At 71.5% G+C, this 15,361-nt stretch carries 12 protein-coding genes; 10 read left to right on the forward strand and 2 right to left on the reverse strand.

The window, feature by feature from the left end; all coding sequences use genetic code 11:
* The first annotated feature begins 49 nt into the window (after window positions 1-49).
* From IEY20_RS11105 to rplL, 4 genes are all read left to right on the forward strand, one after another.
* Complete coding sequence (locus IEY20_RS11105; RefSeq protein WP_031274250.1) at window positions 50-790, forward strand: response regulator transcription factor; 741 nt, start codon at window positions 50-52, stop codon at window positions 788-790.
* 11 nt (window positions 791-801) lie between these two features.
* The gene (locus IEY20_RS11110) at window positions 802-2,295 is read left to right on the forward strand and encodes a sensor histidine kinase (RefSeq protein ID WP_204620544.1); all 1,494 of its coding nucleotides are present in this window, start codon (window positions 802-804) and stop codon (window positions 2,293-2,295) included.
* 292 nt (window positions 2,296-2,587) lie between these two features.
* Window positions 2,588-3,103 (forward strand): 50S ribosomal protein L10, encoded by a 516-nt coding sequence (rplJ, locus tag IEY20_RS11115; RefSeq protein ID WP_022904852.1) that lies wholly within the window; start codon window positions 2,588-2,590, stop codon window positions 3,101-3,103.
* Between the two features lie 51 nt (window positions 3,104-3,154).
* Entirely contained in the window at window positions 3,155-3,538 is a 384-nt protein-coding gene (gene rplL / locus IEY20_RS11120) for a 50S ribosomal protein L7/L12 (RefSeq protein WP_022904851.1), read from the forward strand.
* 183 nt (window positions 3,539-3,721) lie between these two features.
* Here rplL and IEY20_RS11125 read toward each other — a convergent pair whose 3' ends face one another.
* Both IEY20_RS11125 and IEY20_RS11130 read right to left on the reverse strand, forming a co-directional pair.
* Complete coding sequence (locus tag IEY20_RS11125; protein WP_175329442.1) at window positions 3,722-4,642, reverse strand: hypothetical protein; 921 nt, start codon at window positions 4,640-4,642, stop codon at window positions 3,722-3,724.
* A 235-nt stretch (window positions 4,643-4,877) separates the two neighbouring features.
* Window positions 4,878-6,299, reverse strand: coding sequence for an APC family permease (locus IEY20_RS11130; protein ID WP_175329441.1), 1,422 nt, complete (start codon window positions 6,297-6,299; stop codon window positions 4,878-4,880).
* Between the two features lie 126 nt (window positions 6,300-6,425).
* Between IEY20_RS11130 and IEY20_RS11135 the strand changes: the two genes are divergently transcribed.
* The 6 genes from IEY20_RS11135 to IEY20_RS11160 all read left to right on the forward strand — a co-directional run bounded on the left by IEY20_RS11135 (window position 6,426) and on the right by IEY20_RS11160 (window position 15,268).
* The gene (locus tag IEY20_RS11135; RefSeq protein ID WP_372378939.1) at window positions 6,426-8,333 is read left to right on the forward strand and encodes an ABC transporter ATP-binding protein; all 1,908 of its coding nucleotides are present in this window, start codon (window positions 6,426-6,428) and stop codon (window positions 8,331-8,333) included.
* A 9-nt stretch (window positions 8,334-8,342) separates the two neighbouring features.
* Window positions 8,343-9,707 (forward strand): cystathionine beta-synthase, encoded by a 1,365-nt coding sequence (locus IEY20_RS11140; protein WP_188889136.1) that lies wholly within the window; start codon window positions 8,343-8,345, stop codon window positions 9,705-9,707.
* 56 nt (window positions 9,708-9,763) lie between these two features.
* Window positions 9,764-10,909: a cystathionine gamma-synthase gene (locus IEY20_RS11145; RefSeq protein ID WP_175329439.1), complete on the forward strand. Its 1,146-nt coding sequence runs from the start codon at window positions 9,764-9,766 to the stop codon at window positions 10,907-10,909.
* A 104-nt stretch (window positions 10,910-11,013) separates the two neighbouring features.
* Entirely contained in the window at window positions 11,014-12,417 is a 1,404-nt protein-coding gene (locus IEY20_RS11150) for an MFS transporter (protein WP_175329438.1), read from the forward strand.
* A gap of 10 nt (window positions 12,418-12,427) precedes the next feature.
* Window positions 12,428-13,033 (forward strand): substrate-binding domain-containing protein, encoded by a 606-nt coding sequence (locus IEY20_RS11155; protein WP_204620543.1) that lies wholly within the window; start codon window positions 12,428-12,430, stop codon window positions 13,031-13,033.
* 213 nt (window positions 13,034-13,246) lie between these two features.
* The gene (locus IEY20_RS11160; RefSeq protein WP_229728008.1) at window positions 13,247-15,268 is read left to right on the forward strand and encodes a S53 family peptidase; all 2,022 of its coding nucleotides are present in this window, start codon (window positions 13,247-13,249) and stop codon (window positions 15,266-15,268) included.
* Window positions 15,269-15,361 lie beyond the last annotated feature (93 nt).

The following is a 15,361-nucleotide window of genomic DNA, read 5'->3' on the forward strand; positions in this document are numbered from 1 at the left end:
CATCGGTCCGTCTCAGACCGCTCATAGGAAACGCTCGATACTCGAAGACGTGACCATCTCCCAGCCCGCAGCAGCACCGCGCCTCACACGTGCCGACGGAACCCCGTTGCGCATCCTCGTCGTCGACGACGAGGCCAGCCTCACCGACCTGTTGTCCATGGCGCTCCGCTACGAGGGCTGGGACGTCAAGAGCGCGAACGGCGGACAGGACGCCCTGAGCACGGCGCGCGAGTGGAAGCCCGACGCGATGGTGCTCGACGTGATGATGCCCGACCTCGACGGGCTGCAGGTGCTCAGCCGCCTGCGCCAGAACAACGACGACACCCCGGTGCTCTTCCTCACGGCGAAGGACTCCGTCGAGGACCGCGTCACCGGGCTCACGGCCGGCGGCGACGACTACGTGACGAAGCCGTTCTCCCTGGAGGAGGTCGTGGCACGCCTGCGCGGGCTCATCCGTCGTTCGCAGATCTCGATCTCCGAGGCCGGCGACTCCCGCATCGTCGTCGGCGACCTGGTGCTCGACGAGGAGTCCTACGAGGTCTCGCGAGCCGGCCGCCCGATCGAGCTCACCGCGACGGAGTTCGAGCTCCTCCGCTTCCTCATGCGGAACCCCCGCCGCGTGCTGTCGAAGGCGCAGATCCTCGACCGCGTGTGGTCGTACGACTTCGGCGGCAAGAGCTCCGTCGTCGAGATCTACATCTCGTACCTGCGCAAGAAGATCGACGCGGGGGAGACCCCCATGATCCACACCGTGCGCGGTGTCGGGTACGTCATCAAGCCCACGTCCTGAGGGGCAGCGCAGTGACGCTCCGTCGCCGGCTGGTGCTCAGCATCGTCGCACTCGTGGTGGCCGTGAGTGCGGTGATCGGTGCGGGCAGCATCATCGCCCTGGCGTCCATCCAGACCGGCACGATCGACTCCCAGCTGTCCAAGGCCACCGACCGCGCGAGCACGAAGTTCGGCGAGGGCCAGCAGCAGCCGGGCGGCCAGCGTCCGAACGACGACGCCCTCGCACCGCTCGGCCAGGCCGCGGGGACGTTGACCGCCTACTACGGTTCGGGTGGCATCGCGGCCGGCATCGTCATCAACGAGGACAGCTCCCGGTCGCAGCTGACCGCGGACGAACTGCAGCGCCTCGGGCAGGTCAAGGTCGGGGTGGACCCGGCGACGCTCGACCTCGGTGGCACCCTCGGGAAGTACCGGGTCGCCGCGGTCCAGGTCGACAACCCCGCGCTCGGCAACGCCGTCCTCGTGGTCGGGCTGCCGATGTCGCCGGTGTACGAGAGCGTCTGGTCACTGCTGCTCGTCGTCGTCGTCGTGGTGGGTGCCGCACTGGTCGCCGGGTCCGTCGTCGCCGCGGTGGTCGTCCGGCGCTCGCTGCGGCCGCTCGAACGGGTCGCTGAGACCGCCTCGGCCGTCGCCCGGATGCCCCTCGAACGCAGCGACGCCCTGCAGGACGTCCGGGTGCCCGACGCCGATCCCCGGACCGAGGTCGGTCGCGTCGGAGCCGCGTTCAACCGCATGCTCGGGCACATCGGCGGCGCGATGCAGGCACGGGAGCGCTCGGAGCAGAAGGTCCGGCAGTTCGTCGCGGACGCCTCCCACGAGCTCCGCACACCGCTCGCCTCGGTGCGCGGCTACGCCGAGCTCACCCGACGCATGGGCGCGGACCTGCCGGAGGACGTCGTCTACGCGATGAGCCGCATCGAGTCGGAGTCGAAGCGGATGACGAGCATGGTCGAGGACCTGCTCCTCCTCGCCCGGCTCGACGAGGGTCGGGAGATCCAGCTCGACGACGTGGACCTCACCGGGCTCGTCCTCGACGCGGTGAACGACGCCCATGCGGCCTCGCCCGGCCACGTCATCGAGGTCGACGTGCCGTCGGAACCGGTCGAGGTCCTCGGTGATGCGGCGCGGTTGCACCAGGTGATCGTGAACCTCGTGACGAACGCGCGGACCCACACGCCCGAGGGCACGCGCATCACGGTCGGGATCGCCCGGAGCGGTGACGGCGTGGACCTCACCGTCCGCGACACCGGCCAGGGCATCGACTCCGAGTTCCTCCCGAAGCTGTTCGAGCGGTTCGCCCGCGCGGACAGTTCGCGGTCCCGCACGGTGGGGTCGACCGGCCTCGGGCTCGCCATCGTCGACGCGGTCGTGCAGGCGCACGGCGGGCGGGTCGAGGTGACGAGCGAGCCGGGCGACACCGTGTTCACGGTGCACCTGCCGGTCTCGCCGCCGTCGGCGGCTGCCGAGTGGTCGGAGACGCCCGAGGCCGCTCCCGCGACCAGTTGACGGATGGGAGGCGCGGTGCGGGCCCGCCCCGCGCCTCCCGACCGGTGTTTGGTGTCGTCCGCAACCTCTGCTACGCTGCTCGAAGCCAAAGACCGTCGGTTCTTGTTGCGCTCGCGCAGCAAGCGAAGGTCCTCACCGAGTGAGGCAGCCCGCGCAGGTGTTCCGAACCACTCCACCCGCTCGCGGGGGAGCAGCTCCGAGCCTCTGCGCCGGAGCTTTTTTCATGTGGTGAGGGTCGTGCTTGTCACGACCATCGACCTGGGGCTGCCGGCAAGAAACCCCAAGGAGAACCATGGCGAACAAGGAAGCTGCGGTCGCCGAGCTCACGGAAGCATTCCAGAGCTCGAACGCCGTTCTGCTCACCGAGTACCGCGGTCTCACGGTCGCGCAGCTCAAGGAGCTCCGCAACTCGATCCGTGAGCACGCCACGTACGCCGTGGTGAAGAACACGCTGACCAAGATCGCGGCGAACAACGCCGGCATCTCGTCGTTCGACGACGAGCTCGCCGGTCCGTCCGCTCTCGCCTTCGTCCACGGTGACACCGTCGCCGTCGCGAAGTCGCTGCGTGCATTCGCCAAGGCGAACCCCCAGCTCGTGGTGAAGGGCGGTTACTTCGACGGTAACCCGCTCACCGCGACCGAGGTGGACAAGCTCGCCGACCTCGAGTCCCGTGAAGTCCTGCTCGGCAAGCTCGCCGGCGCCTTCAAGGCCTCGCTGTTCGGTGCTGCGTACCTGTTCCAGGCACCCCTCTCGCAGGCCGTCCGCACCGTGGACGCCCTCCGCGAGAAGCAGGAGTCCGCGGCCTGATCGGGCACGCGTTCCACAACCACACGTACTAGCTAGTAGTAGGAGAAAATCATGGCGAAGCTTTCGCAGGACGAGCTCATCGAGGCCTTCAAGGAGCTCACGCTCATCGAGCTCTCGGACTTCGTGAAGAAGTTCGAAGAGGTCTTCGAGGTCACCGCTGCTGCCCCCGTCGCGGTCGCCGCGGCCGGTGGCGCTGCTGCCCCCGCCGAGGAGGTCGAGGAGAAGACCGAGTTCGACGTCGTGCTCAAGTCGGCCGGTGACAAGAAGATCCAGGTCATCAAGGAGGTCCGTGGCCTCACGTCGCTCGGCCTCGGCGAGGCCAAGGCGCTCGTGGAGACCCCCGACGCCAAGGTGCTCGAGGGCGTCAACAAGGAGACCGCTGACAAGGCGAAGGAGACCCTCGAGGCCGCCGGCGCCACGGTCGAGGTCGCGTAACTCCCGACCCATCAGGTCTGAAGGCCGTCGTCCCTCCGGGGGCGGCGGCCTTCGTCGTGCACGGGGGCGCGGCGCGGCGCGGCGGGGCCGAGTCTCGCGCTCAGCGACAGTTCTCGCGTGCAGATGCGCGAGAACTGTCGCTCACCACGAGTCTCGTGCGCGGCCGCTCGAGACTCGTGGTGGTCAGAAGTGCACGCGGTGCTGCCGGAACAGTGCCCGGAGGCGGTCGGGGTCGACGAGGTGCCACCACGTCGGACGCACGACGGTCCGGACCGCGGTGAACGCACGGAGCCGGTCTTCGCGGACCTTCTCGTGCCAGAGTGCTTCATCGGGACTCCGGGCGCCGAGCACCTCGCGGTCGACGTACTTCTGCTTGCCGTCGAACTCCACGACCACTCCGAGCTCCTCGAACCAGAAGTCGACCCGGTCCGTGCGGCCGTCGGCGGAGCGGAACTCGTGCTGCGCGACGGGACGGGGGAGTCCGATCTCGACCATCCGGATCGCCGTGTACGACTCCCCGGCGGACTCGTGGAGCGGGTCGAGCGCCTCGGCCACCGTGCGACCGCGGACGGAGCCTCGACGACGAGGGCCCGGGAGCGCCGCGACGAAGTCGTCGATCGTGACGAGTCGTGTACGGACCGCGTGGTCGACCGCCACCGCTGCGACTGCCGGTTCGAGCGTCGCGGCGAGGTCGATCGCCGTCCGGAGCGGGCCGGTGATCGGGACGCCTCCCATCGACACGGGGCGTGGACCGAGGTCCGGCTCGCCTGCGTGACGGACGAGGTGCGCACGGTGCTCCGTCCGGGACGTCACGGCATCGGTGACGTGGACGCGGGCCGGCGGCGGCCCGACCAGCGGCCAGCCGAGTGCGATCGCCGCCGTGAGGTGTGAGAACGCTGCGGTCGGTCTGACGGTCGGCGCGAGCGCCCGAGCCAGCGCCAGGTGCCGCTCGATCGCAGACATCGACTGCCACACCGCCGTGTCGACGTACACGCCGTCCGCGATGCGGACCAAGGCGCCCGCACGGTGTCGGCGTTGCAGGGACCGTGCGGCCGATCGATCGACTTCGGTCGCTCGGAGCAGTCGGGGGTACGCGTTGGCCATGGCGGTAGCGTCGCGCTGTCGAGCTCACATCGGTCGGGGCTGCTCCGGGCTGTGGACAACAGGAACTGCTTCGCCGCCTGTGGGCGAGTCTCGGCGTGGGTGGGGCGAGTCTCGGCGTGGGCGACGCTTCTCGGGCGTCGGAGCGCGAGAAGTGTCGCCCACGCCGAGACTCGGGCGGGCGCGGCGGGCGGGCGGGCGCGCAGCGGGCGCGCAGCGGGCGGGCGGGCGCCGCGCGTCAGCGCAGCGTGCTGTGGCGGCGGCCCCAGAGCAGGTAGAGCGCGGCGCCGACGACCATCCACACGCCGAACGCGATCCAGGTCCCCGCGCCGAGGAACACCGCGAGCAGCACGCAGCAGAGCGTCCCGAGCACCGGCACGACCGGGAAGAGCGGCACCCGGTACGAGCGCTCGAGCCCCGGCTGGGTGCGGCGCAGCACGATGACCGACACGTTCACGAGCGCGAACGCCACGAGCGTGCCGATGCTCGTCGCGTCGGCCAGTTCGCCGAGGGGCACCAGCGCGGCGACGACCGTGACGACCAGGCTGACGATGAGCGTGTTCGCGACCGGGGTCCCGGTGCGGTGCGACACCCGGCCGAAGACCTTCGGCACGAGCCCGTCGCGCGCCATCGTCAGCAGGATGCGGGTCTGGCCGTAGAGGACGGTCAGCACGACGCTCGCGATCGCGATGACGGCGCCGATCGAGAACACCAGCGCGACCCAGGGCTGCCCGGTGACCTCGACGACGATGCGGACGAGCGAGGCCTCGGAGTCGGAGAACGACGTCCACGTCCGGGCACCGATCGCCGCGACGGCCACCAGGATGTACAGCGCCGTGATGAGGGCGATCGACCCGATGATCGCGCGGGGGAGGTCGCGGCGGGGGTCCTTGGCCTCCTCGCCCGCGGTGGAGGCGGCGTCGAAGCCGATGTACGAGAAGAACAGCCGGGAGGCCGCCGCGGTGACCCCTGCGGCACCCATCGGCGCGAGCGGCTCGAAGTTGCCCGCGCGGAACGCCGTGAAGGCCACGACGACGAAGAACACCAGCAGGGCGATCTTCACGATCACCATCAGGGTGTTCACCCACGCGCTCTCGCGGACGCCCGGGAGCAGGATCACCGTCGCGAGGAGCACCAGCACCGCTGCGGGCAGGTTCACGACTCCGCCGTCCCCGGGAGGAGCGGAGACCGCGGCCGGCAGGTGCAGCCCGAACACGCGGAGGGTCTCGTCGACGTACTCGCTCGCCCCGACCGCCACGGCGGCGACCGACACGGCGTACTCGAGCACGAGGCACCATCCGCAGACCCACGCGATCCCCTCGCCCATGGTCGCGTAGGTGTACGAGTAGCTCGACCCGGAGGTCGGCACGGCACCGGCCATCTCGGCGTACGACAGCGCGGACAGGAGCGCCGCGACGCCGGCGAGCACGAACGAGATCCACACCGCGGGCCCCGCCAGCGGGACCGCGGTCCCGAGGACCACGAGGATGCCGGTACCGAGGGTCGCGCCCACGCTGATCATCGTCAGCTGCCACACGCCGAGCGATCGACGCAGCGGCTCGCCGTTCACGCCGCGGGCGGCCTCGGCCTGCAGGTCCGCGATGGGTTTGCGACGGGCGAGCTGCTGCCGGAGGGACACGGGGGACTGCGCGGACGACATGGGACCTCGGTGGTGGCCGGACGGGGACGCACGATGGTGGCATGCCCCCCGTGCGGGGTCAAACCGACCGCGACGATGTCGTTCCCCGGCGGTACCGTTGCAGAGGTCGACGCGGGAGGGACACGCATGAGCATGGGACACGGCGGACGCGGTCCTCGCCCTGGCGGCCGCATCTCGAGCGGCGACTACTCGGCGCAGAAGGCCGCGAACGCCGAGGCCCCGCGGATCCCACACCTGCTCCAGCGCATCTCCGGGTTGTTCGCGCCGCACCGCGCCTCGATCGTGCTGACGGTCGTGCTCGTGCTCGTCGGGGCTGCGCTCTCGGTGATCCCGCCGCTCCTGACGCAGCGCGCCTTCGACGAGGGACTCTTCCCGAAGGGCGGCGGCGGCCCCGACCTCCCCGTCCTGTACGCGCTCGTCGGCGGGATGGTCGGGCTGTGGATCGCCAGCGCCGGGATCGGTGTGTGGCAGACCTACCTGACCGCGACCGTCGGCAACGAGGTCATGGGCGCGATGCGGATGCGCCTCTTCGGCCACCTGCAGCGCATGGAACTCGCGTTCTTCACCCGCACCAAGACCGGGGTCATCCAGTCGCGCCTCCAGAACGACGTCGGCGGTGTCGCGAGCGTGCTCAACAACACGATCTCGTCCGTCCTCGGCAACACGGTGACGGTCATCGCCGCGGTGGTCGCGATGCTCCTGCTCAGCTGGCAGATGACCCTCGTCGCGGTCGTGCTGCTCCCGCTCCTCGTGATCGCGCAGCGGCGCGTCGGCCAGGTCCGTGCCCGCATCGCCGCGCAGACGCAGGAGTCGCTGTCCGACATGACCGCGATCACCCAGGAGGCACTGAGCGTCTCCGGCATCCTCCTCGCGAAGAGCTTCAACCAGCAGCGCAGCGAGACCCAGCGTTACGGCGACGAGAACCGCAACCAGATCCGGCTGCAGGTCCGGCAGCAGATGTCCGGCCAGTGGTTCTTCGCGATCGTCCAGATCTTCCTGTCGATCATCCCCGCGATCATCTACCTGGTCGCCGCGTACCTGATCGTCGGGGACGTGCCGATCACCGCGGGCACGATCGTCGCGTTCACGACCGTGCAGTCGCGGTTGCTCTTCCCGACGGTGGGTCTGCTCCGGGTGGTGCTCGACCTCCAGACGTCCGGCGCGCTCTTCGCCCGCATCTTCGAGTACCTCGACCTGCGACCGGCGATCACCGACTCCCCGACGGCGCGACCAGTGGACGAGTCCCGCCTCGGGCACGTGGCGTTCGACCACGTGACCTTCGCCTACCCGGACGGCGAGCCGGACCACCCGACCCTCCGTGACGTGTCCTTCGAGCTGCAGCCGGGGCAGTTCGCGGCCTTCGTCGGGCCGTCGGGCGCCGGCAAGACGACCGTCTCGTACCTCGTGCCGCGGCTGTACGAGGCGACGAGCGGCTCCGTCCGGTTCGCGGGTGCGGACGTCCGCGACGTCGTGCACGAGGACCTCATGCGGCACGTCGGCATCGTCAGCCAGGAGACCTACCTCTTCCACGCCTCCATCGGGGACAACCTGCGCTACGCCAAGCCCGACGCCACCGACGACGAGCTCGAGCGGGCCGCCCGGGCCGCGAACATCCACGAGACGATCGCGTCCTTCCCCGACGGCTACGACACGATCGTCGGGGAGCGCGGCTACCGGCTGTCCGGCGGCGAGAAGCAGCGGATCGCGATCGCCCGTGTCCTCCTCAAGGACCCGCCGGTGCTCGTCCTCGACGAGGCCACGAGCGCACTCGACTCGATCTCGGAGCGGGTCGTGCAGACCGCGCTCGACACGGCGGCCGCGGGCAGGACCACGATCTCGATCGCGCACCGCCTGTCGACGATCCGCGACGCGGACGTGATCTTCGTGCTCGACCACGGGGAGATCGTCGAGCAGGGCACCCACGACGAGTTGCTCGAGGTCGGCGGCACGTACGCCACCCTGCACCGGCAGCAGAACGAGCCCGCCGTGACGCCGGGTGTCGGGGCAGGGGGAGTGTCCGGGGTGGCCATCTAGACTCGGCCCGTGCGTTACGCGAACTCCGTCGTCGACCTCGTCGGGGACACCCCGCTCGTCAAGCTCAACCGGGTGACCGGAGGGCTCCGGGCGACCGTCCTCGTCAAGGTCGAGTACCTCAACCCCGGCGGCTCGTCGAAGGACCGCATCGCCACGCGGATCATCGACGCGGCCGAGGCCTCCGGCGACCTCCGCCCCGGTGGCACGATCGTCGAACCGACCTCCGGCAACACCGGCGTCGGGCTGGCCCTCGTCGCCCAGCAGCGCGGGTACCGGTGCGTGTTCGTGCTGCCCGACAAGGTCGGCGAGGACAAGCGGAACGTCCTGACCGCGTACGGCGCCGAGATCGTCGTGACGCCGACCGCGGTCCCCCCGGAGCACCCCGAGTCGTACTACTCGGTGTCCGACCGGCTCGTGCGGGAGATCCCGGGCGCCTACAAGCCGAACCAGTACGCGAACCCGAACGGTCCCCGCAGCCACTACGAGACCACCGGTCCGGAGATCTGGCGCGACACCGAGGGGCAGATCACCCACTTCGTCGCCGGCGTCGGCACCGGCGGCACCATCTCGGGCACGGGCCGGTTCCTCAAGGAGGCGTCCGACGGTCGTGTCCGCATCGTCGGCGCCGACCCGGAGGGCTCGGTGTACTCCGGCGGCACCGGTCGGCCGTACCTCGTCGAGGGCGTCGGCGAGGACTTCTGGCCGGCCGCGTACGACGCCGGCGTGCCCGACGAGATCATCGCCGTGACCGACGCGGAGTCCTTCGCGATGACCCGACGGCTCGCCCGCGAGGAAGGCCTCCTCGTCGGTGGTTCGAGCGGCATGGCCGTGGTCGCCGCGCTCCGTGCCGCCCGCGACCTCACCGAGGACGACGTGGTCGTCGTGCTCCTGCCCGACGGTGGCCGTGGCTACCTCGGCAAGATCTTCAACGACCGCTGGATGCGCTCGTACGGCTTCGCCGAGACCGACGACGCCCGGACGGTCGGGTCGATCGTGGCCGGCAAGGACGGCCGGCTGCCCGACCTCGTGCACGCGCACCCGTCGGACACCGTCCGCGACGTGGTCGACATCATGTCGAAGTACGGCGTCTCCCAGATGCCGGTCCTCAGTGCCGAGCCGCCCGTCGTCATCGGCGAGGTCGTCGGCGCCGTCGCCGAGAAGGACCTCCTGGAGCAGGTGTTCACCGGCGCCGCCTCGATGACCGACGCGCTCACGCCGTTCGTCGGCGACCCGCTGCCGCTCATCGGCGTGGGGGAGTCCGTCTCCGCCGCCCGTCGTGCACTCGAGACCGTCGATGCGTTGCTCGTCGTCGAGGACGGCAAGCCCGTCACGGTCCTGACCCGCCACGACCTGCTCACGTCCCTGTCCGAGTGAGCGACCCCACTCCCGTCCGACCGTCCGACCGTCCGAACGACCGAGGAAGCACCCGCATGACCGAGTTCAGCACCCGCGCCGTCCACGCCGGGCAGGAGCCCGACGCCGGCACCGGCGCCGTCATCCCGCCCATCCACGTCACGTCCACCTACGCGCAGGACGGCATCGGGAACATGCGCGCCGGGTACGAGTACTCGCGCGGCGGCAACCCGACGCGCGACGGGCTGCAGACCCTCCTCGCGGACCTCGACGGCGGTGTCGCGGCGTACTCGTTCGCGTCCGGGCTCGCGGCGGAGGACGCGCTCCTGCGCGCGTACCTCGAGCCGGGTGCGCGCGTGGTGATGGGCAACGACGTCTACGGGGGCACGCACCGGCTGGTGAACCGCGTGCACGTGCCGTGGGGTGTCCAGCTCGTCGTCGTCGACATGAGCGACGTCGACGCCGTGCGGGGCGCGCTCGAGGGTGCTCCCGCGAAGACGGTGCTGTGGGTGGAGACCCCGACGAACCCGCTCATGAAGATCGCCGACATCGCCGGGCTCGCGGAGCTCGGACACGCGGCCGGTGCCCTCGTCGTGGTCGACAACACCTTCGCGTCGCCCTACCTCCAGCAGCCGCTGTCCCTCGGCGCCGACGCGGTCGTGTACTCGACCACGAAGTACCTCGGCGGTCACTCGGACGTCGTCGGCGGTGCGGTGGTGCTCGCGGACGAGGCGCTCGCCGAGGCCGTCGCGTTCCTCCAGTTCGGCGCCGGGGCGATCTCGTCCCCCTTCGACGCGTTCCTCACCACCCGCGGCATCAAGACGCTCGCGGTCCGGATGGAGCGGCACTCCGCCAACGCGCAGGCCGTCGCCGAGTCGCTCGTCGGCGCGCCGGGCGTCGAGCGGGTCTTCTACCCGGGTCTCGCCGACCACCCGGGTCACGAGGTCGCGGCGAAGCAGATGCGCTCCTTCGGCGGCATGCTCTCGCTCTCCCTGTCCGGTGGCGCCGCAGCGGCGAAGCGGTTCGCGGAGTCGACCGAGGTGTTCACGCTCGCCGAGTCGCTCGGCGGCGTGGAGTCGCTCATCGGGTACCCGAGCGAGATGACCCACGCGTCGGTCCGCGGCACCGAGCTCGAGGTGCCCGACGACATCGTGCGCCTGTCCGTCGGCATCGAGGACGCGGGCGACCTGGTCGCAGACCTGCGGCAGGCGCTGACGCGCTGACGCGCTGACGAGACGGCCTGGAGGCTCGTGGCGGCGCCGCCACGAGCCTCCAGTCCGTCAGCCGCGGCCCCACGGCTGTCGGCGGCCGCTCCTAGGATGGTGCGGTGAGCACCGCCGCCCTGCCGAGGACCAGCATCTTCAGCGGCCGGTACGCGCTCGCCACCGCCGGCATGGTCGCGATCGTCGCGGTCGCCGCGTTCCAGAACCTCGCGATGACGACGGTCATGCCGGAGATCAGCCGTGACCTCGACGGCGAGACGCTGTACGCGCTGGCCTTCGCCGCGCCGCTCGCCGCCGGCGTGCCGGGCATGGTGCTCGCGGGCACCTGGACCGACCGGTCGGGCGGCCGTGTCGTCGCGTGGGTGTCGGCGGCGCTCTTCGCCCTCGGCACCGCGGTCGTGATGACCGCGCCGACGATGGAGGTCTTCCTCGCCGGTCGCCTCGTCGAGGGCTTCGGCGCCGGTGCCATCGACGTCGTCCTCTACGTGCTCGTCGCCCGGATCTTCCCCGACGAGCTGCACGGGCCCGTGTTCGGCGCGTTCGCCGCGGCGTGGGTGGTGCCGGCGCTCGTGGGTCCGGCGCTCGCGGGCATCGTCACCGAGGTCTGGGGTTGGCACTGGGTCTTCGCGGGCGCACTCGCCATCGCGGTGCTCGGTTTCGCGGTGCTCGTCCCGACGCTCCGGCACCTGCACCCACCCGCCGCGGAGCTCCGTTCGCCGTGGCAGGGTGCCCGGATCGGCTGGTCCATCGGTGCCGCGCTCGCGATCCTGCTCCTCAACGTCGCGCCCGACCTCGGGGCGTGGGCGCAGGTGGCGGCCGTGGCGGTCGGCGTGGTCGGCACGTGGGCGGCGCTCCGTCCGCTCGTGCCCGCCGGGACCTTCCGCGCGGCGCCGGGGTTGCCGTCGGTCGTCCTCCTGCGCGGTCTCGTCGCCGCGTCGTTCTTCGGCAGCGAGGCCTACGTCCCGTTCCTGCTCCAGGCGAAGCACGGCCTGTCCGCTTCGGCCGCGGGGCTCGCGCTGACCGTCGCAGCACTCAGCTGGGCCGGCTCGAGCTGGCTGCACGGCCGGCTGGGGGAGCAGCGGCTCACGGCGGCCCGGACCTTCACGGTCGGTCTCGGCCTGGTGCTCGTCAGCCTCGTCGCCGCCTTCGCCGTCGCCGCGTTCGGGTTGCCGTGGTGGCTGCTCGTCGTCGGCTGGTTCGTCGGCGGAGCGGGCATGGGCGCGATCTACCCGCGGACCTCGATGCTCACGCTGCGCTTCTCCGGCGAGGGCGACGACGGCTTCGCGAGCAGTGCCCTGACGATCGCCGACGCCGCCGGGAGCGTGATCGGGCTCGCGCTGACCGGGCTGCTCTTCGTCGGCACGGGCGGGGCGGACACGGACGTGGCCTTCCCGCTGGTGTTCGGCGGCATGATCGCCGTCGCGCTCCTCGCGTGGGCCGCGGTCCGACGACTCGGTCCGGTCCCACCGCCGTCCGCGCCGCAGCCGTCCCCCGTCGCGGGCGGGTAGCGTGACGGCCGTGTCCTCCCGCATCGTCGCCGCCGCGGCCGTCGCGCTCGCGGCCGCCCTCGCCCTGACCGGGTGCCAGGGCACGACCTCAGCTGCCCCGACCCCGGTGCAGAGCAGCGACCTCACGAGCTCCGACGGCGGGTTCGACCAGCACGCGATCGTCGGGGTCGTCCTGCTGCACAGCGCGGACACACCGGGCCGCACCTCGGGCGGCGTCCCGCTCGCGACGAGGTTCCACGACGACCTGACGGCAGCGGGCTTCCGTTCGGACGTCCGCGTCGCCGGTGCCTCGGACGCGGCCGCCGACCAACGCCGTGCGCTGCGGGTGCTCGTGCAGCGCGGCGCGAAGGCGATCCTGGTCGAGGCGGCCGACCCGGCGTCGCTGTCCGGCGCGGTCCAGGTGGCGCACGATGCCGGTGTGGTGGTCGTCGCCCTCGGGGACCCCCTCCCGGCCTCGGGCACAGGCGGCGACGGCGTCTCCGCGGACTACCGCGTCCAGGGCTCGGACTCGGACGCGGCCACGGTCGCGCGCGCGACGGCCGTCGTGGAGTCCCTGCAGCGTGGGGAGAAGCCGGCCGGGGCGCTCGAACGTGGTGGACAGCCTGGGAACGGATGACCCCGGCGGCGCAAGTGGTGTCGCGCGTCTCGCGGCGAGTCCCCAGCGAGCGCCCCGTCCGCCCCGGAACGACGGCCTTTGTTCGCTGAGCAGAACGACAGTCCGCACCCCCGCACGGGTGACATGGTTCGTCGGTGGAACCACCGACTGTCCGGTCGTTCCACAAGCTCACTACAGTCGGCTCACCCCAGCTCCCCGGTGAGAGGACCCGAAGTGCAACGACGCCCACCGACCTCTGGTCGGACCGAACCCCGCAGGACCGGCACCCGCACGACCCGCACCGCCCTGGTCGCCCTGACGACCGTCGCGTGCACGATCGGCGCCGTGGCGCTCGCCGCCGGCCCGGCCGACGCGGCCACCCGTCGGACCCTGCCCGACTCCGTCCCCACGTGGGCGACGAGCACGAACGACACCGGCACCGTCGACGCGAGCACCGACGTCGAGGGCGAGGTGTACCTCCCGCTGCAGGACCAGCACGGTGCCGAGGCGCTCGCGACGGCGGTGTCGACCCCCGGCAACGCCCGGTACCGCAAGCCCCTGAGTCCGAAGGCCTGGATCGCGGAGTACGCACCGACCAAGGCCGACGCCGACGCGGTCACGGGGTACCTCCGCGCCCAGGGCCTCACGATCACGGCCGTCCCGGCCAGCCACGAGTTCGTGGTGTTCCGCGGTCCGGCGTCCGTGGTCGGCTCGGTGCTCGGCACCACGCTGCACAGCTACCGGCACGCCGGCCACACCCTCGTCGCACCCGCGAGCGCGCCGTCGCTGCCGTCGTCGATCGCCGGGCTCGTCAGCGGTGTCAGCGTCGACCAGGGCCGGCTGCTCACGCACCCGGAGCTCGTCCAGCAGGGCGAGACTCCGGCGACCTCGACGCCGGCGCACACCCTGCGGCAGCAGGCAACCGGCCCGACCGGCATCCAGGCGCAGTGCTCGGCGTACGACGGGCAGCACACCGCCACCGTCCCGGCCGCGTACGGGAAGACGACCGTCGACACCTTCGCCTGCGGCTACGTCCCGAAGCAGATCCGCTCCGCCTACGGCGTCGACACCCTGCACGCGCACGGGATCCGCGGTGAGGGACAGACGGTCGCGATCATCGACGCGTACGCCTCCCCGACGATCGTCAGCGACACGAACACCTACTCCGCGCAGAACGGCGAGCCCGGCCTGACCAGTGCGACGTTCGCCCAGCGCGTCCCGTCGCCGTCGCAGTACACCGACCAGGCGCTGTGCCAGCAGCCGAGCGGGTGGCAGGGCGAGGAGACGCTCGACGTCCAGTCCGTGCACGCGGTCGCGCCCGCGGCGAAGATCCTGTACGTCGGTGGCACGAACTGCGGTGGCGGACTCGACGTCGCGATGTCGAAGGTCCTCGACAAGGGCCTCGCGCACCTGGTGAGCAACAGCTACGGCGACGTCGGCGAGAACGTGCCGCTGTCGAGCATCCGCGGCCAGGAGAACCTGCACATCCAGGCCGCCGGCGAGGGCATCGGCCTGTACTTCTCGAGCGGTGACAACGGCGACGAGTCGGCCGCGCTGGGCAGCGCCCAGCCGGACTTCCCGGCGTCGAGCCCGTGGGTGACCGCGGTCGGCGGCACGAGCCTCGGCATCGGCGCGAACGGCCGCAAGACGTTCGAGACCGGGTGGGGCGACGTGCTCGACCAGATCGTGTCCAGCGACCGCGGCGACGTCTACGCCGCACCGCTCCCCGGCAACCTCGTCGGCGGCGGTGCCGGCGGTGGGCAGAGCACGCTCTTCGACCAGCCCGCCTACCAGAAGGGTGTCGTGCCCTCGTCGCTCGCGAACGGCAAGCGTGTGTCCCCGGACCTCGCGGCCCTCGCGGACCCGTACACCGGCTTCGCGATCGGCATCAGCCCGATCACGGACGACAGCTCGCTCGCCACGGGTGACTTCGTGAACGAGACGTACGGCGGCACCTCGCTCGCGTCGCCGCTGACGGCCGCGCTCATGGCGATCGTGCAGCAGTCGACGCACACGCGGCTCGGGTTCGCGAACCCGACGCTGTACGCCACCTACCGTGCGACGCCGAAGGCGTTCAACGACGTGACGTCGCCCGCCTCGCCGATCGCGCTCGCCTACACGAGCGCCACGTCCGGCAAGGACTACCTCGTGACGCTCGACCACGACACGTCGCTCACCACCGCGAAGGGCTACGACGACGTGACGGGCCTCGGGTCGGTGTCGTTTACCGGTCTGGCGCAGGTGGCGCGCCGGTAGCGCCTGTCGCGTCCGCGACGGACGCCGAGACGGACGGGAGGCCCGGTGCCAGCTGGCACCGGGCCTCCCGTCGGTCTGCTGCGCGCGATGCGC

The organism is Curtobacterium luteum (assembly GCF_014646995.1).
GTDB lineage: Bacteria > Actinomycetota > Actinomycetes > Actinomycetales > Microbacteriaceae > Curtobacterium > Curtobacterium luteum.